Annotated in this window: 16 protein-coding genes; 11 read left to right on the forward strand and 5 right to left on the reverse strand. The window is 72.4% G+C overall.

Going from position 1 to position 17252, the window contains the following annotated elements; genetic code table 11:
* Position 1 precedes the first annotated feature (1 nt).
* From AQJ11_RS21505 to AQJ11_RS21520, 4 genes are read left to right on the forward strand one after another with little or no spacing between them, the layout of a single operon-like run.
* Positions 2 to 934, forward strand: a complete 933-nt coding sequence (locus AQJ11_RS21505; protein ID WP_059264083.1) for a GNAT family N-acetyltransferase — start codon at positions 2 to 4, stop codon at positions 932 to 934.
* Complete coding sequence (locus AQJ11_RS21510) at positions 931 to 2316, forward strand: extracellular solute-binding protein (RefSeq protein WP_244218313.1); 1386 nt, start codon at positions 931 to 933, stop codon at positions 2314 to 2316. Before AQJ11_RS21505 ends, AQJ11_RS21510 begins: the two co-directional genes overlap by 4 nt.
* Positions 2310 to 3269 carry a carbohydrate ABC transporter permease gene (locus AQJ11_RS21515; RefSeq protein WP_059264084.1) on the forward strand — a complete coding sequence of 320 codons (960 nt, stop codon included), beginning with the start codon at positions 2310 to 2312 and terminating at the stop codon, positions 3267 to 3269. Before AQJ11_RS21510 ends, AQJ11_RS21515 begins: the two co-directional genes overlap by 7 nt.
* Positions 3266 to 4135, forward strand: a complete 870-nt coding sequence (locus AQJ11_RS21520; RefSeq protein ID WP_059264085.1) for a carbohydrate ABC transporter permease — start codon at positions 3266 to 3268, stop codon at positions 4133 to 4135. Before AQJ11_RS21515 ends, AQJ11_RS21520 begins: the two co-directional genes overlap by 4 nt.
* A gap of 25 nt (positions 4136 to 4160) precedes the next feature.
* On the opposite strand, the gene AQJ11_RS21525 is transcribed toward AQJ11_RS21520, so the two are convergent.
* Entirely contained in the window at positions 4161 to 5354 is a 1194-nt protein-coding gene (locus AQJ11_RS21525) for a polyamine ABC transporter substrate-binding protein (protein WP_059264086.1), read from the reverse strand.
* A gap of 51 nt (positions 5355 to 5405) precedes the next feature.
* Positions 5406 to 6845, reverse strand: coding sequence for a gamma-aminobutyraldehyde dehydrogenase (locus AQJ11_RS21530; protein WP_014675301.1), 1440 nt, complete (start codon positions 6843 to 6845; stop codon positions 5406 to 5408).
* A 170-nt stretch (positions 6846 to 7015) separates the two neighbouring features.
* Between AQJ11_RS21530 and AQJ11_RS21535 the strand changes: the two genes are divergently transcribed.
* The 7 genes from AQJ11_RS21535 to AQJ11_RS21565 all read left to right on the forward strand — a co-directional run bounded on the left by AQJ11_RS21535 (position 7016) and on the right by AQJ11_RS21565 (position 13705).
* Positions 7016 to 7537, forward strand: a complete 522-nt coding sequence (locus AQJ11_RS21535; protein WP_041665515.1) for an Lrp/AsnC family transcriptional regulator — start codon at positions 7016 to 7018, stop codon at positions 7535 to 7537.
* 19 nt (positions 7538 to 7556) lie between these two features.
* Positions 7557 to 8921, forward strand: coding sequence for an aspartate aminotransferase family protein (locus AQJ11_RS21540; RefSeq protein WP_058082068.1), 1365 nt, complete (start codon positions 7557 to 7559; stop codon positions 8919 to 8921).
* Between the two features lie 190 nt (positions 8922 to 9111).
* Positions 9112 to 9852 (forward strand): ABC transporter ATP-binding protein, encoded by a 741-nt coding sequence (locus tag AQJ11_RS21545; protein WP_014675298.1) that lies wholly within the window; start codon positions 9112 to 9114, stop codon positions 9850 to 9852.
* Positions 9834 to 11171, forward strand: a complete 1338-nt coding sequence (locus AQJ11_RS21550; protein ID WP_059264087.1) for a hypothetical protein — start codon at positions 9834 to 9836, stop codon at positions 11169 to 11171. The genes AQJ11_RS21545 and AQJ11_RS21550 overlap by 19 nt, the downstream gene beginning before the upstream one ends.
* Positions 11172 to 11268: 97 nt before the next feature.
* Positions 11269 to 11676, forward strand: coding sequence for a VOC family protein (locus tag AQJ11_RS21555; protein ID WP_014675296.1), 408 nt, complete (start codon positions 11269 to 11271; stop codon positions 11674 to 11676).
* Between the two features lie 35 nt (positions 11677 to 11711).
* Positions 11712 to 12836, forward strand: a complete 1125-nt coding sequence (locus tag AQJ11_RS21560) for an LOG family protein (RefSeq protein WP_059264088.1) — start codon at positions 11712 to 11714, stop codon at positions 12834 to 12836.
* Positions 12837 to 13039: 203 nt separating this feature from the next.
* Positions 13040 to 13705, forward strand: coding sequence for an LAETG motif-containing sortase-dependent surface protein (locus tag AQJ11_RS21565; protein ID WP_059264089.1), 666 nt, complete (start codon positions 13040 to 13042; stop codon positions 13703 to 13705).
* 63 nt (positions 13706 to 13768) lie between these two features.
* Here the strand turns inward: AQJ11_RS21565 and AQJ11_RS21570 are convergent, their stop codons facing one another.
* From AQJ11_RS21570 to AQJ11_RS21580, 3 genes are read right to left on the reverse strand one after another with little or no spacing between them, the layout of a single operon-like run.
* On the reverse strand, positions 13769 to 14566 hold the full coding sequence (locus tag AQJ11_RS21570; protein ID WP_059264090.1) for a maleylpyruvate isomerase family mycothiol-dependent enzyme: 798 nt from the start codon (positions 14564 to 14566) through the stop codon (positions 13769 to 13771).
* Between the two features lie 24 nt (positions 14567 to 14590).
* Positions 14591 to 15610 carry an ABC transporter ATP-binding protein gene (locus AQJ11_RS21575; RefSeq protein WP_014675292.1) on the reverse strand — a complete coding sequence of 340 codons (1020 nt, stop codon included), beginning with the start codon at positions 15608 to 15610 and terminating at the stop codon, positions 14591 to 14593.
* Positions 15611 to 17212: an ABC transporter permease gene (locus tag AQJ11_RS21580; RefSeq protein WP_014675291.1), complete on the reverse strand. Its 1602-nt coding sequence runs from the start codon at positions 17210 to 17212 to the stop codon at positions 15611 to 15613. It lies immediately after the preceding gene.
* Positions 17213 to 17252 lie beyond the last annotated feature (40 nt).

The raw sequence follows: 17252 nt of genomic DNA on the forward strand, positions 1-17252 counted from the left end.
CGTGGGTGACGGACCCCGGCTGGTGGAGGCGTGGCGGCGGAGCGCGCCGGCCGACCCCATCACCCCGGACCGCTTCCGCTCCCTGGTGCTGCTCGACGCCAACTTCGACCCGGAGGGGCTCCGGGTCGCCGTGGACGGCGACCGGGTCGTCGGCGCGGCCTACGCGGTCCGCCGTCTGACGCCGATGAGCGGCACCGACCTGGAGCCGGAGCAGGGCTGGATCCCGTTCTTCTTCGTCGACCCGGCCGCCCGCGGGCGCGGCCTCGGCCGCCGGCTGCTGACCGACGCCCTCGACTGGCTGCACGGCCACGGCCGCACCCGCGTGGACTTCTCCTCGTACACCCCGAACTACATCCTCCCCGGGCTGGACGCCGGGACGTACCCGGAAGCGGTGAGGCTCCTCGAATCGCTGGGCTTCCGCACCCTGTACGAGGCGGCGGCGATGGACCGCGCTCTGGTCGGCTACCGCTTCCCCTGCACGGCGGCGCGCCGCCGGGACGAACTGGCGGCCCGCGGCCACCGGTTCGCCACCCCGTCCGACGACGACCTGGTGGACCTGCTCGCACTCGCCGGGAGCCGCTTCAACCCGGACTGGGCGCGGGCGATCCGGGAGTGCCTGGCCGCGGGTACGCCGCTCGACCGGATCGTCGTCGCCCGGGACCCGTCGGGCCGTCTGGCGGGCTGGGCGATGCACGGCGCGTACGCGTCGGCGGACGAGCGGTTCGGCCCGTTCGGCGTGCGGGAGGATATGCGCGGCACCGGACTCGGCACGGTCCTGCTCCACCTGGTCCTGGAGCGGATGCGGGCGCGCGGCGCGCACTCGGCGTGGTTCCTGTGGACCGGCGAGCGGTCCCCGGCGGGCCGGCTGTACCGGGCGGCGGGCTTCACCACGACCCGGGTGTTCCGCGTGCTGCGCCGGGAGGCCGCCCGATGACACGGTCCCGCCGCACCGACGGCCCGCCTGCCCGTCAGTCATCACGGGCGGCAACGCGTCTGAGCCGCCGTCACTTCGCGCTCGCGCTCCCCTCGGCGCTGCTCGTCTCCGGCTGCGCGGCGCCGCACCGGGGCACCGGGCGGCCCGGTGACCCGATCGTCCTGACCCTGCTCTCGCACTACGCGAGCGGGGAGCTCAAGGAGGCGCTGCGGGGCCCGGTGGACGAGTGGAACGCCACGCACGACCGGGTCAAGGTGCGGACGAAGGCCGTCGAGTTCACGGACCTGCTGACCACGTTCATGGTCCGGCAGGCCGCCGGCCAGGGCGCCGACATCCTCCACCCGTACTGCCTGTGGAACGGCCAGCTCGTCCGGGCCGGCGTCCTGCGGCCCGCCCCGGCCGGGCTCGCCGAGGAGATCAGGCGCGGCTACAGCGCCGCCGCGGTCGGCGCCGCGTCGGTGGGCGGCAGGGTGTACGGCTACCCCACCGAGGTCCAGACGTACGCCCTGTACTACAACAAGCGGCTGCTGCGCGCGGCCGGCCTCGACGGGCCGCCGCGCACCTGGCGGGAGCTGGAGGAGACGGCCTACCGCACCACCAGGCGGGACCGGTACGGCAACACGCTCGTCCAGGGTTTCGGCCTGTCGACCTACGACGACTCCACCACCGTCGGCCAGACGCTCGCGCTGCTCAACGCCGCCGGCGGGACGTTCGTCTCGGCGGACGGCAGGAGCACCGCCATCGACTCACCGGCCGGCCGGGCCGTGTTCGACCTGGAGCACCGCCTCGTCGCCCGGGGGGCGAGCTCCCCCGGCGTCAACGTCTACCGCGCGTTCCCGTCCGGGCAGGTGGCCATGGTGATCGGCGCCGGCTGGTGGACCGGCAGCCTGAAGACCCTGATGGGCGGGGACTACCGCGATGTCGGCGTCGCGCCGCTGCCCCTGCCCGAGGCGGGCGGCGCACGCGCCACGCTCTGCACCGGTTTCATGCTCGGGGTCAACACGGCCAGTGCGCACCCCCGCGAGGCATGGGAGTTCCTGCGCTGGCTCAACGCCGAGAGGACGGGCGGCGAGAAGGGGGCGGCGGCGACCCGGATGAGCGCCCTTCAGGTGTCGGTCGGCTCCCTGACCGGCCGCGCCGACGACATGCGGGCGCTCCTGGGCGCGGGCGCCGGGAACGGCGGGGCCGGCGATCCGAACCTGCGTCCGTTCCTGGACGCGCTGGCCTACGCGGTGCCGGAGCCGAACATGCCGGGGGCGCAGCGGGCCAAGTCGCTGCTGCGCAAGAACATCGAGGCGCTGTGGACCGGCCGGCGCTCGGTCGAGGAGGCGCTGCGCGTCACCCGCCGTCAGGTCGATCAGGAGGTGGCGCGCGCATGGTGAACGCCCTGGTGCCGGAGACGGCCGAACGGACCCCCCGTGCGCGGCCCGTCCGACCCGCCGTCGACGGCCGCATCCGCCACCGGCGCCGCCAGACCGTCGTCGCCTACCTCTTCCTGGCGCCGGTACTGCTGTTCTTCGCGGTCTTCCTGATCCTGCCGCTCGGCTTCGCGCTGCTGCTGTCGACGTCCCACTGGTCCGGGTTCGCCCTCGGCGACATCGAGCCGGCCGGCCTCGACAACTTCACCAACCTGTTCGCGGACGGATCGACGTTCCTGACGCCGGTCCTCACCAACACGCTGCTGTTCGCCCTGGGCACCGTCGCCCTCGCCCTCGCGGGCTCGGTGCTCGTCGCGACCTGCATCGACAAGCTGCGGTTCCAGGGGCTGTGGCGCACCCTGTACTTCCTGCCGATCGTCACGACCGTCGTCGCCGTCGGCAACGTGTGGAAGTACATGTACGAGCCGGGCGGACTGGTCAACGGCGTCCTCAACGCCGTCGGAATCGGCTCGGTGGCGTTCCTCGCGGACCCCGACACCGCGCTGCCCTCGGTCGTGGTCGTCCAGGCGTGGGCCTCGCTGGGCTCGGCGGTCCTCGTCCTGACCGCCGGGCTGAAGTCCATCCCGGAGTCGTACTACGAGGCCGCCGCGCTCGACGGCGCCGGACCGGCCACCGTCTTCTGGAGGATCACGCTGCCGCTGCTGCGGCCGTCCCTGCTGTTCGTGTGCGTCACCCAGTTCCTCACCGGCCTCCAGTCGTTCGCGCTGATCAGCGTGATGACCAGGGGCGGGCCGGGGGACGCGACCAACGTGGCCGCGCTGGAGATGTACCGGCTGGCCTTCGACTACGGCGACTGGGGCACCGCGAGCGCCGCCGCGTTCGTGCTGTTCGTGGTGGTCCTCGCGGTCACGCTGGCGCAGTTGTGGTGGTTCCGGCGCAAGGGGGAGGACGCGTGAGCCGTCGCCGTTTCCCGTGGCTGTCGTCCCTCGTGGTCGCGGCCGGCGCCGTGCTCACGGTGGTGCCGTTCCTCGACATGGTGATGACGTCCTTCAAGGGCCCCGGTGAGTCCGGCACGCTGCCGTACCGGTTCCTGCCCCAGGCGTTCGACCTCTCCAACTACCGTGCGGCGGTACGCCAGTTGGACCTTCCGGTGCTCTTCCGCAACAGCGTGGTCGCCACCGCGCTGATCACCGGGTCGGTGCTGCTCACGTCCTCCCTCGCGGGCTACGCGCTCGCCAAACTGCGCTTCCCCGGCCGGGACTTCGTCTTCCGCCTCGTGCTGTCCACAATGATGTTCCCGCCGTTCCTCTTCTTCATCCCGCACTTCCTGATCCTGGTGCACTGGCCGCTGGCGGGCGGCAACGACCTGTCCGGGCGCGGCGGCGCCGGCCTGACCGTCAGCATCGCGGCGCTCGCCATGCCGTTCCTCGTCAACGGCTTCGGGATCTTCCTGACCCGCCAGTTCATGGTCGCGATCCCGGACGAGGTGCTGGAGGCGGCGCGCATCGACGGCGCCGGCGAGTTCGCCGTGTGGTGGCGGATCGTGGTGCCGCAGACCAAGCCGGTCCTGGTCACGCTCGGGCTGCTGACCTTCGTCGACGCCTGGAACGAGTACATCTGGGCACTGCTCGTCTCGACCGCCAACCCGGACGTGATGACCCTGCCCGTCGGCATCCAACTGCTCCAGGACCACGTGGACCCGACCCGCACGATGCCCATCGTCATGGCCGGCCTCGTCCTGAGCATCCTGCCGGTCCTGCTCCTGTTCCTGCTGCTCCAGAAGTACTACATCAGGGGTGTCATGCTCAGCGGCCTGAAGTGACCCCGGCCCCGCCGCCGGCCACGCGCTAGAACCCCACGATCCCGTTCCACCGCCGGGTGAGCTCCGGGCGTTCCGTGGAGGTGATGTCGCGGGCGACGGCGAGGCGGCGGCGCATGCCGGAGTCCGGGAAGATCAGGGGGTTGTCGGCGAGGGCGGCCGTCTCCTCGTCCTTGGCGGCGGCCAGGATCTCGCGGGCCGCCGGGACCGGGCAGACGTAGTTCACCCAGGCGGCGAGCCGGGCGGCGACCTCGGGGGCGTAGTAGTAGTCGATCAGGCGCTCGGCGTTGGCCTTGTGGCGGGCCCGGTCGGGGATCATCAGGGAGTCCGACCACAGCTCGGCGCCCTCCTCGGGGACGACGAACCGGATGTCGGGGTTGTCCGCCTGGAGCTGGATGACGTCGCCGGAGTACGCCTGGCAGGCGAGGACGTCCCCGCTGACCAGGTCCTTGGTGTAGTCGTTGCCGGTGAACCGGCGTATCTGGCCGCGGCGGACCTGCCGCTCCACCTGGTCGCAGACCCGGTGGAAGTCGTCCGCGGTCCACCGGGTGATGTCGACGCCGTTGCCCTGCATGAGCAGCGCGAACGACTCGTCCAGGCCGGACAGCAGGGTCACGCGGCCCTTGAGGTCCTCGGCCCACAGGTCGGAGACAGCGCGTATCTCGCGGCCGAGCGCGCGGCGGTTGTAGGCGATGCCGGTGATGCCGGACTGCCAGGGCACGGTGAACCGGCGGCCCTTGTCGAAGGCGGGCGTGCGGAGCAGCGGGGCGAGGTGCCGCGCCACGTTCGGCTGGTGGGCGCGGTCCATCTCCTGGACCCAGCCGAGCCGGACGTACCGGGCGCACATCCAGTCGCTGATGACGACCAGATCGCGGCCGGTGGAGCGGTGGCTCATCAGCGCGGGGCCGACCTTGCCGAAGAACTCGTCGTTGTCGTTGATCTCCTCGACGTAGTCGACGGAGATCCCGGTGCGCTTCTCGAACCCCTCCAGCGTCGGCCGCCGGCCGGGGTCGTCGTCGTCGGTGTCGATGTAGAGCGGCCAGTTCGCCCAGGTCAGCTTCTTGTCGCGCGCGGAGTCGTCGGCGGCGGCCCGGTCACCGGGCGCCACATAGGCCGCGGGCACCCCGCAGCCAGCGAGGGCACCGAGCACGGCGGTGCCCCCGAGGGCGGCGAGGAGGGAACGGCGGGACAGCGGGGGCTTGCGGGAAGCAGTCTGGAACACCCCGGAAGCATGCCGTCCCACTGCGTCCGCGGACAATCGGCCCGGGAGCCGTCAGCCGTCCAGCGACGTCATCACGTGCTTGATCCGGGTGTAGTCCTCGAAGCCGTACGCCGACAGGTCCTTGCCGTAGCCGGACTTCTTGAAGCCGCCGTGCGGCATCTCGGCGACCAGCGGGATGTGGGTGTTGATCCACACGCAGCCGAAGTCGAGCTTCTTGGACATCCGCATCGCACGGGCGTGGTCCTTGGTCCACACCGAGGACGCCAGGGCGTACTCGACGCCGTTCGCCCACTCGACGGCCTGGTCCTCGTCGGTGAAGGACTGGACGGTGATGACCGGGCCGAAGACCTCGTTCTGGATGATCTCGTCGTCCTGCTTCAGGCCGGAGACGACGGTCGGGGCGTAGAAGTAGCCCTTGTCGCCGACCTGCTGGCCGCCCGCCTCGACCTTGGCGTGGGCGGGGAGGCGCTCGATGAAGCCGGAGACCTGCTTGAGCTGGTTGGGGTTGTTCAGCGGGCCGAACAGCACGTCCTCGTCGTCCGGCTGGCCGGTCTTCGTCTCGGACGCGGCCTTGGCGAGCGCGGCCACGAACTCGTCGTGGATGGACTCCTGGACGAGGACGCGGGTGGCGGCCGTACAGTCCTGGCCGGCGTTGAAGAAGCCCGCCACGGAGATGTCCTCGACGGCCTTGGCGATGTCGGTGTCCTCGAAGACGACGACCGGGGCCTTGCCGCCCAGCTCCAGGTGGACCCGCTTGAGGTCCTTGGAGGCGGACTCGGCGACGGACATGCCGGCGCGCACGGAGCCGGTGATGGAGGCCATGGCCGGGATCTCGTGCTCGACCATCAGGCGGCCGGTGTCGCGGTCGCCGCAGATGACGTTGAAGACGCCCTTGGGCAGGATCGAGCCGATGATGTCGGCGATCAGGACGGTGGAGGCCGGGGTGGTGTCCGACGGCTTCAGGACGACCGTGTTGCCGGCGGCGATGGCCGGGGCGAACTTCCACACGGCCATCATCATCGGGTAGTTCCAGGGCGCGACCTGCGCGCAGACGCCGACCGGCTCACGGCGGATGATCGAGGTCATCCCGTCCATGTACTCGCCGGCCGAGCGGCCCTCCAGCATCCGGGCCGCGCCCGCGAAGAAGCGGATCTGGTCGACCATCGGCGGGATCTCCTCGGAGCGGGTGAGCCCGACCGGCTTGCCGGTGTTCTCCACCTCGGCCGCGATCAGCTCCTCGGCGCGCTCCTCGAAGGCGTCGGCGATCTTCAGGAGGGCCTTCTGCCGCTCGGCCGGCGTGGTGTCGCGCCAGCCCGGGAAGGCACGGGCGGCGGCCTCCATGGCGGCGTCCACGTCCGCCTGCCCGGACAGCGGCGCGGTGGCGTACGCCTCGCCCGTCGCGGGGTTGACCACCTCGGTGGTCCGTCCGTCGGCGGCGTCCCGGAACTCACCGTCGATGTAGTTGCGCAGACGACGCAGCTCGGTGCTCACTGCCGGCCTCCTGATCTGGTTCAAGCTGTCCGATCTCTGAGACACCCACCCTAGTCGGCGCACCGACGTTTTCAACACCCCTGCCGCGACCAGTTCTGCGAAATCCGCAAGGTGTGGTCTCGTAAACAACGGATTTCATTGATCGGGCCTTGCGAAACTGTCGAGACCTCGTGCACAGTGAGGCCGTGGCCAGTCGAAGCGCAGACCAGAGGGACTCGTCCCGCGAGTCCAGGAACGGCGGCAGTCCCCAGTTGGACGCCGTCTCCCTCGCCATCATCCAGCAGCTCCAGGAGGACGGCCGCCGGCCGTACGCCGCGATCGGCAAGGCCGTCGGTCTGTCCGAAGCGGCCGTGCGCCAGCGCGTGCAGAAGCTGCTGGACCAGGGCGTGATGCAGATCGTCGCCGTCACGGACCCGCTCACCGTGGGCTTCCGCCGGCAGGCGATGGTCGGGATCAACGCCGAGGGCGATGTCGAGAAGATCGCGGACGCGCTGACTGACATGTCGGAAGTCGAGTACGTGGTGATGACCGCGGGCTCGTTCGACATCCTCGCCGAGATCGTCTGCGAGGACGACGACCACCTGCTGGACGTCATCAACAAACGCATCCGGTCCCTGCCCGGAGTGCGCTCCACCGAGAGCTTCGTCTACCTGAAGCTCAAGAAGCAGACCTACATGTGGGGAACCCGATAACCGTGAGGACCCGATAACCGTGAGCAGCAAGGACCTCAGCCGCACCGCGTACGACCACCTGTGGATGCACTTCACCCGCATGTCCTCGTACGAGAACTCCCCCGTCCCGACCATCGTCCGGGGCGAGGGCACCTACATCTACGACGACAAGGGCAAGCGCTACCTCGACGGTCTCGCGGGTCTGTTCGTGGTCCAGGCCGGCCACGGCCGCACGGAACTCGCCGAGACCGCCTTCAAGCAGGCGCAGGAGCTCGCCTTCTTCCCGGTGTGGTCCTACGCCCACCCCAAGGCCGTCGAGCTGGCCGAGCGCCTCGCCGACTACGCCCCGGGCGACCTGAACAAGGTCTTCTTCACCACCGGCGGCGGCGAGGCCGTCGAGACCGCCTGGAAGCTCGCCAAGCAGTACTTCAAGCTCCAGGGCAAGCCGACCAAGTACAAGGTCATCTCCCGCGCGGTCGCCTACCACGGCACCCCGCAGGGCGCCCTGTCGATCACGGGCCTGCCGGCCCTGAAGGCCCCCTTCGAGCCGCTCGTCCCGGGCGCGCACAAGGTGCCGAACACCAACATCTACCGCGCCCCGATCCACGGTGACGACCCGGAGGCCTTCGGCCGCTGGGCCGCCGACCAGATCGAGCAGCAGATCCTCTTCGAGGGCCCGGACACCGTCGCCGCGGTCTTCCTGGAGCCGGTGCAGAACGCCGGCGGCTGCTTCCCGCCGCCCCCCGGCTACTTCCAGCGCGTGCGCGAGATCTGCGACCAGTACGACGTGCTGCTCGTGTCGGACGAGGTCATCTGCGCCTTCGGCCGCCTCGGCACGATGTTCGCCTGCGACAAGTTCGGCTACGTCCCGGACATGATCACCTGCGCCAAGGGCATGACCTCGGGCTACTCCCCGATCGGCGCGTGCATCGTCTCCGACCGGATCGCCGAGCCGTTCTACAAGGGCGACAACACCTTCCTGCACGGCTACACCTTCGGCGGCCACCCCGTGTCGGCCGCGGTGGGCCTCGCCAACCTCGACCTGTTCGAGCGCGAGAACCTCACCCAGCACGTCCTGGACAACGAGGGCGCCTTCCTGCGGACGCTCCAGAAGCTGCACGACCTGCCGATCGTCGGCGACGTCCGCGGCAACGGCTTCTTCTACGGCATCGAGCTGGTGAAGGACAAGAACACCAAGGAGTCCTTCAACGACGAGGAGACCGAGCGCGTCCTGTACGGCTTCCTGTCCAAGGCGCTGTTCGACAACGGCCTGTACTGCCGTGCCGACGACCGCGGCGACCCGGTCGTCCAGCTCGCCCCGCCGCTGATCTCCGACCAGGGGACCTTCGACGAGATCGAGCAGATCCTGCGGGCCACCCTCACGGAGGCGTGGACCAAGCTCTGATCATCCGACGGGATGACCGACCCCGGCCCCGGTGCCCTCCGTTCGAGTGAGAACGGCGGCCCGGGGCCGTGTGCTGTCCGGGCTCCCGTCCGGGACCTGCCTAGCGTGCCAGTGACCGATCAGCCCAGCCTTCGTTCCCCCGGACGGGGGAACAGGCACGGGAAAACGGATCTGAACGAGGTGTACGCCCATGGAGGCTCCGCCGGACAACGACGTGCTCTGGGCACGCTCCCTGCACTTCAGCCACCGCGACGGCTCCCCCGGACTCGCCGGGGTCTCGCTCGGCGTGCGGCAGGGCGAGATCCTCGCCGTCAGCGGCCCGCGCGGCAGCGGCAAGACGACCCTGCTGCGCTGCCTGTCCGGCCTGGAGCCGGTGCGGTGCGGCGAGGTGTGGTTCAACAGCTCCCCCATGCACACGCTCGGCCCGATGGCCCGCGAGCGGCTGCGCCGGGACCGCTTCGGCTGGATCGACCCGGAGCCGTTCCTGGTCCCCGAGCTGAACGTCTGGGAGAACGCCGCGCTCCCGCTGATGCTGCGCGGCGCGGGTCGCCGCCGGGCCAAGGTGGCCGCGCTGGAGTGGCTGGAGCGGCTGGACGTCGGCGAGAAGGCCCGCAGCCGCCCGCGCGACCTCCAGCACGCCGAACGCCAGCGCGTCGCCATCGCCCGCGCGCTCGCCCCCGCACCCACGGTCCTCTTCGCCGACGAGCCCACGGCCCCGCTGCACCGCGCCGACCGCGCCCACGTCCTGCGCACGCTCACCGCGGCGGCCCGCTCGCACGGCATCACGGTCGTCCTCGCCACGCACGACGCCGAGACCGCCGCGCTCGCCGACCGTACGGTGGCCCTGCTGGACGGGCGGCGCGTGCACACCGTGCACCTGCCGGACAGCCCCGACACGGAAGGCCGGGCCGCGTGCTCGCTCTCCGTCTGACCCGTGCCGCCCGGCCCGCCGTCCAGCTGCGCCGCCTGCTGGTGACCGCGGCCTCGGCGGGCACCGGTTTCCTGCTGCTGTCCAGCCTCGGCCACGCCCTGAACCACCCGGAGGCCGCGACCGCCTCCGCGCTGCGCCTGGCCTGGTGCGCGGTGCCGCTCGCCGCCACGGTGTACCTCGCGCTCGCGGTCGCCCGCACCGACCCCGGCACCCGGCCGCGCCCCGGCCTGTCCGCCGTGGGCCTGGGCCCGGCCCGCCTCATGGCCGTCTCCGCGCTGACCACGGCCCTGTCCTGCACCCTGGGCTCGCTGCTGGCCCTGCTGGTCTTCCTCCACCTGCGCGGCGACCTGACGGGCATGCCGTTCGACGGCGCGGCGGCGGACGTCCTGGCGGCGGACCGCTCCCTCCCCCTCCCGGCGACCCTGACCCTCCTCGCCCTGCTCCCGGCCACGGCGACCGCGGCGGTGGCCCTGGCCCTGCGCCCGAGGGACCCGGTCCCCCCGCCCCGGACCGGCCGGGGCTTCGGCCGCTTCGGGGCGTACGGGGCGTCGCCGAGGAAGGAGACGTTCGGGGCGGCGGGACGCTTCAGGGGACGGGCAGCGGGATCACGGGCACCGGCCACGGCGGACTCGCGTGCCGCGGGCGGCCGTGCCGCCGGGGCGGCGGACGCGGACGACGACGCGCCGGCACCGGATGCCGGAGCCGGCTCCGAGCCCCCCGCACCGGCGCCGGACACCGAGGTCCAGCCCCCCGCCGGCCTCCCCTGGGGCGTGGCCCTCGTCACCGCCGGACTGGCCGTACAGGCCTACGCCGGCCGCTCCACCCCCGCGCCCTCCCTCGCCGTGCTCCTCGGCTGGCTCCTGACCGCCACCGGTCTCGTCCTGGCCGCCCCCGGCCTCACCCACCTGTGCGGGCGGCTCCTGCAGTCCACCCGCCCGGGGGCGCTGAGGCTGCTCGCCGGCCGGGTGCTCATGGCGGAGGCCGCCCGGATCGGCCGTCCGCTGGGCGTGGTCTGCGCGGTGGCGTCCGCCGGCTACGCCATGACCGCCCTGTCCGACGGCGCCGGCCCGGCCCCCGCGTTCGGCCCGCTGTCCGCCCTCGGCGCGCTCGTCGTCGCCGGCTCCACGCTCGCCACCCTCCTCACCGCGGCCGTGGAGGCCCGCCAGTGCCGCGCCGACACCGTCGCCGCGCTGCTCCGCCTCGGCGCGCCCGCCGCGATGCTGCGCGGCGCCGCCGTCCTGCGCGCCGCCGCCCTGCTGGCCCTGTTCGGCCCGCTCACCCTCGGGATCGCCGCGCTGTCGGCGCTGCCGCTGGGCTGAAAAAAACTTCGGCGGTCGCCGATGAGTCCGGTGCGGGCCGCCGGTCTACCCCACCGAACGCGACGAACCGCGCACGACCCGGACGGAAGAGGCCCGCATGTACCAGCAGATGATCTTCGTGAACCTGCCCGTGAACGACCTGGACGCCTCGAAGAAGTTCTTCACGGAACTCGGCTACTCGATCAACCCGCAGTTCAGCGACGACAAGGCGGCCTCCGTGGTGATCAGCGACAGCATCGTCGCGATGCTGCTGACCAAGCCGTTCTACGCGACCTTCACCAAGAAGGAGATCGCCGACGCGACGACGACCAGCGAGGTGCTGATCTGTCTGAGCGCCGAGAGCCGCGCGAAGGTGGACGAGCTGGTCGACAAGGCCATCGCCGCCGGTGGCACGGCGAGCGGCGAGACCCAGGACCACGGCTTCATGTACGGCCGCGCCTTCGACGACCTCGACGGCCACACCTGGGAGGTCGTGTGGATGGACCCGGCGGCCGTCCAGGGCTGACCCCGCGGTCCGAACATCCGTGCCAGCATGGGCGGGTGCAACCGACACCCGCCCAGCCGCACCGCGCCGCCCACGACCGCGAGATACAGTCCCTCGCCGAGTTCGACGAGGTGGTCGCCGAGCACGGCTCGCTGGCCCGGTTCCGGGTCCAGGCCGTCGACCTGACCAGCCGTACGGACGTCCTGCTCCGCCTCGACACCGCGGGCGCCGTCTTCCTCGGCTGCCCGATGGACCCCGAGGCCGCCGCCCGGGTCCGGGCGGCCGGGGCCCTGGTGTTCCCGCCGGTACCCGGGCTCCCGTTCGACCCGTACCGCGCCTTCCTCTACACGCCCGACGAGCTGTTCGAGTCGCTGGACGAGGGGTACGAGGTGACGCCGGACGCGCGCGCCTACGCCTGGTTCCAGCGGACGAAGGCCGACGGCGACGTCTTCTCCTCGATGCTCCGCGCGATCCACGACGACGCCGTCTCCGACGCCCTGGACGAACTCCTCGTCGGCGCCCGGGTGGTGGGCGTCATGGGCGGCCACGCGATGGCCCGGGGGACCGACGCGTACGCCGGAGCCGCCCGGCTCGGCCGCGCACTCGCCCGCGCCGGTTACACGGTCGCCACCGGCGGCGGACCGGGCGCGATGGAGGCCGCCAACCTCGGCGCCTACGCCGCTCCGTTCGCCGGCGACATGCTGGACGACGCGCTCCGGCTGCTCGCCAAGGCACCCTCGTTCCGGCCCTCGGTCGGCGAGTGGGCGCGCGCCGCGTTCGAGGTGCGCGAGCGCTGGCCGGGCGGCGGTGACTCGGTGGGCATCCCCACCTGGTTCTACGGCCACGAGCCGCCGAACGCCTTCGCCGCGCACATCGCCAAGTACTTCGCCAACGCCACCCGCGAGGACGGCCTGCTGGCCCGCTCCACCGCCGGGGTGGTCTTCCTGCCGGGCGCCGCCGGGACCGTGCAGGAGATCTTCGACAACGCAACGCCCAACTACTACGAGTCGCGCGGCGAGCCGACCCCGATGGTGCTCGTGGACAGCGGGCACTGGACGCGGGAGCTGTCGGCCTGGCCGTTGCTCCGGTCGCTGGCGCGGGGGCGGGCGATGGAGTCCCGTATCGCCCTCGTTGACCGGATCGAGCAGGCTCCGGACGCGCTCAAACGTCTAGGCGGTTAATAAGCGGGCAAAGTCAACGCCGGTTCACGGCCCGTGCGTTGACACTTCTTATGGAGCGCTTATAAACCTGGGAGCCTCCCGGGGGTGCTGGGGCCTCAGCTGTCCATGCCTCATCCGACGCCCCAACTCCCCCTCCACCCCCCGCAATTGCACTCTGTAAAGGACAAACGTTGTCCATGACTCCGCGTAGCGTACGTCGTTCCGTGCGCGTTCTGGGTGTCGCCTCCGGGTCGGCGGCGCTGGTGCTGGGACTCGCCGGCTCCGCTCTCGCGTGCAACATCAAGGACTTCTCCGCCGAAGCCAAGTGCGACGGCGGCAAGGGCGTCATCGTCGTCACCGACACGGACGCCTCCGCCAAGGACGCCACCGTCAGCGTCTTCCTCAAGGGCGTCGGCGGCGTCGAGACGAAGGTCGGCGAGCAGCCGGTCAAGGGATCCAAGGAGGGTGCCTCGATCACCTTCGCCGAGGACTGGAAGCCGAGCGCCACCTACCGGATCCACGTCAAGGCCGGCGACATCGTCGACGAGGACGTCCAGCCGGACCTGGTGACCCCGTCCACCGCCTGCACGACCGAGAGCGAGACCCCGAAGCCGACGGCCAGCGCGACCCCGTCGCCGTCGTCGTCGCCGAGCGAGTCCGCCCCGGCCCAGCCGGCGACCCCGGCCCCGTCGGCCTCCGGGTCGAGCTCCGCCCCGGCCGGCACCGCCGAGAACGCGCCGTCCCCGGCGGCCGGTGAGTCCAACCTCGCCGAGACCGGTGCGAACTCCAACACCGGTCTGATAGCCGGTGTCGCGGCGCTCCTGGTCGTCGTCGGCGGTGGCGCCGTGTGGTTCGGCATGCGCCGCCGTGGGGCCGGCCGCAACGGCTGACCGCACCGCCGTACCGCGTCCCGGCCCGTCCCCCTGTGCCCCAGGGGGGCGGGCCGGGGTGCGTCAGCCGAACGAGGTCCGCTCCAGCCAGAACTCCAGCACCTCGCGGTCGCCGAGCACCTCCAGGCCGGGCGCGTCCGGCGGGAGCCGGCGGTAGAAGGCGAGCAGCACCGAGGTGAGCGGGCCGCGCAGGGCGACCGTGGCCTTCTCGTGCCCGCGCCGCCAGCTCATCCCCTCCTCGCCCAGCTCGACGATCCACTCGGCGTTCAGGGCCTTGTCGGTGTCGGTGGCGTGCAGATGGATCGAGCGACGCGGGCCGCGCAGATCTCGTGCCGCCTCGTGGGGCGTGTTGCCCTGCACCCACTCCACGAGCTGGAGCCACTCGTCCAGCGCGTCCGCCGCGATGTCCGGCGCCACCTCGTAGGGCAGCCCGGCGGCGAGCGCGGCGTCGGCCCGGTGCACGGTGATCTCGCAGGCCATGCGGCGGGCCCAGAAGCCGGAGCTCAGCACCCCGGACCACGCCCACACCCCGGTGTCGGGGCCGGCCTCGCGCAGTGCGCCGACGACCAGCTCGCCGGTGTCGGCGAGCCACCGGTCCAGGGCCGCCGCGTCCCCGCGCTCCTGCGGACCGGCGCCCAGCGGCACCTTCTCCTGCGGGATGTTCTCCTGCGCCCGGGAGCGCACCAGGGCGTCCACCCAGCGCAGGGCGCCCCCCGTATGGCGTACGAGGTCTTCCAGCGACCAGTCGGGGCAGGTCGGCACGGTGGCGGACAGGTCGGCGCCCGAGGTCACCACTGCTCTCAACTGCTCGATCTGCTGGGCGATTTCGTCACAGTAACGGTCATGCGCGAGCAAAGGCATGGCCTCACCCTAGGAGCTCGTCGATCAGTCGAGCACGACGGTTTCGGCCACGTCGAACTCCACGCCGACCGACGCGCCGGGCTCCGGCGCGTCCCGGAGCGGGCAGGCCGCCTCCAGTCGCGGGCCGTCCGCCGGCTGGAGGTGGACGGCCACATGGGTGCCCTTGAAGGTGCGGGCGGTCACCGTGCACGCCAGGCCCTGGTCGGCGGGCACGAGCCGGACGCCGGCCGGGCGGACGAGGACCGTGCGGGGGCCCTGCGCGGAGCCCTCGGGCACCGGCAGCTTGCCCCACGGGCTGTCGGCGGCCGTGCCGGCGACGGTCGCCGGGACCAGGTTCTCGAAACCGAGGAAGCGGGCCACGAACGCGTCGGCGGGCCGCTGCCACACCCCAAGCGGCGTCCCGGACTGGGCGATGCGCCCGTCCCGCATCACCACAACCCGGTCGGCCAGCGCGAACGCCTCTCCCTGGTCGTGGGTCACCGCGAGCACGGTCGTCCCCAACCGGCCGAACAGCTCCCGCAGTTCGACCACCAGCCGCTCGCGCAGCGAGCGGTCCAGCTGGCCCAGCGGTTCGTCCAGCATCAGCAGCCGGGGCCGGGGCGCGAGCGCCCGGGCGAGGGCCACGCGCTGCTGCTCGCCGCCGGACAGCGAGGCCACCGCCCGCCGGGCGGCGCCGGGCAGCCCGACCAGCTCCAGCAACCGGCCCACCTCGGCGTCCCGTTCGCCCTTGGCGACGCCGTGCATGCGCAGCCCGAAGGCCACGTTCGCGCCGACGTCCCGCTGCGGGAACAACTGGTGGTCCTGGAACATCAGTCCGACGCCCCGCTGGTGCGCGGGTACGCCCCTCTGGTCCCGGCCGTCGAGCAGGACGCGTCCGCCGGACAGGGGCTGGAGCCCGGCCACGGCCCGCAGCAGCGTGGACTTGCCGCTGCCGCTGGGGCCGAGGACGCACACCACCTCGTGCTCGGCGACATCGAGGCCGACGGTGTCGAGCACGGGCCGCCCGCCGAAGCGCACGGTCGCGGCATCCAGGCTCAGCAGCATCTAGAACTCCCCCGTCCGGTCGGTCCGCAGCCGCTCCAGGACGAGCAGCGCGGCGGCGCACACCACCATGAGAATCGTCGAAAGGGCCATCGCCTGGCCGTAGTTGAGGTCGCCGGGACGGCTGAGCAGGCGGGCCACCGCCACCGGGAGCGTCGGGTTGTCGGGCCGGGCGATGAACACGGTGGCCCCGAACTCGCCGAGCGACACGGCGAACGCGAACCCGGCCGCGACCAGCAACGCCCGCCGCACCAGCGGCAGATCCACCTCCCGCCACACCCGCCAGGGCGACGCGCCCAGCACGGCCGCCGCCTCCCGGAGCCGGACGTCCACCGCGCGCAGCACGGGCAGCATGGTCCGTACGACGAACGGCGCGCCGACCAGTGCCTGGGCGAGCGGCACCAGGATCCAGGACTGGCGCAGGTCCAGCGGCGGCTTGTCGAGCGCGATCAGGAAGCCGAAGCCGACGGTCACGGCGGAGACGCCGAGCGGCAGCATCAACAGCGCGTCGAATGCCCGCACCAGCCGTCCCGCGTCCCGCCGGGCCAGCGCGGCGGCGGCGAGACCACCGGTCACCACGGCGATGGCGGTGGCCGCGACCGCGTACTCCAGCGAGGTCCACACCGCGTGCACGGGCGCCACCAGGAACGTACCGCCGTCCGCGTGGGTCAGCGCCCGGTAGTAGCCGAGGCCGGGCGCGTCCAGGGAGCGGCGGACGAGGACGGCGAGCGGCAGGACCAGCAGCAGCGCGACGACGGCGAGGACCGAGGCGAGCAGGGTCCACTGTCCGGCGCCGCGCGGGCGCCGGGCGGTCGCCTTCGGGTCCACGAGCCGCAGCGCGGTCTCCCGGCGCCGTACCGTCCAGGCGTGCACGGCGAGGACCGCGCCGACCGCCGCGAACTGGACCAGGGTGAGGACGGCGGCCGTGGACAGGTCGAAGACCTCCGAGGTCTGCCGGTAGATCTCCACTTCGAGGGTGGAGAAGGTGGGGCCGCCGAGGATCTGCACCACGCCGAAGGAGGTGAAGGTGAACAGGAACACCATCAGGGCGGCGGCGGCCACGGCGGGCGCGAGCGCGGGCAGGGTGACCTTGCGCCAAGCCGTCAGCGGGGAGGCGCCCAGCATCCGGGCGGCCTCCTCCTGCCGGGGGTCGAGCTGCGCCCACAGCCCGCCCACGGTCCGCACGACGACCGCGAAGTTGAAGAAGACATGGGCCAGCAGGATCGCCCACACCGTGGTGTCCAGCCGTACCCCCCACAGCTCGTCCAGCAGCCCGCCCCGGCCGACCAGCGCCAGGAAGGCGCTGCCCGCGACGACGGTCGGCAGCACGAACGGGACGGTGACGACGGCCCGCAGCAGTTGCTTGCCCGGGAAGTCGAGGCGGGCGAAGACGTAACCGGCGGGCAGGGCGAGCAGCAGGGTGAGCGCGGTGGAGGCGAGCGCCTGCCAGGTGGTGAACCACAGCACGTGCCGGATGTCCGGCTGGGTGACGACGTCCGCGATCCGCCCGAGGTGCCAGGCGCCGTCCGTCTTCAGCCCGCGCGCGACGATCGCGGCCACGGGCCAGGCGAAGAACAGCGCGAAGAACGCGACGGGCAGGGCCATGAGGCCGAGCCGCGTCGCGTTCCCCCGCCGGGAGCCGGCT

Origin of the sequence: Streptomyces corchorusii, from assembly GCF_001514055.1 — a bacterium.
Taxonomy (GTDB): Bacteria; Actinomycetota; Actinomycetes; order Streptomycetales; family Streptomycetaceae; genus Streptomyces; species Streptomyces olivaceoviridis.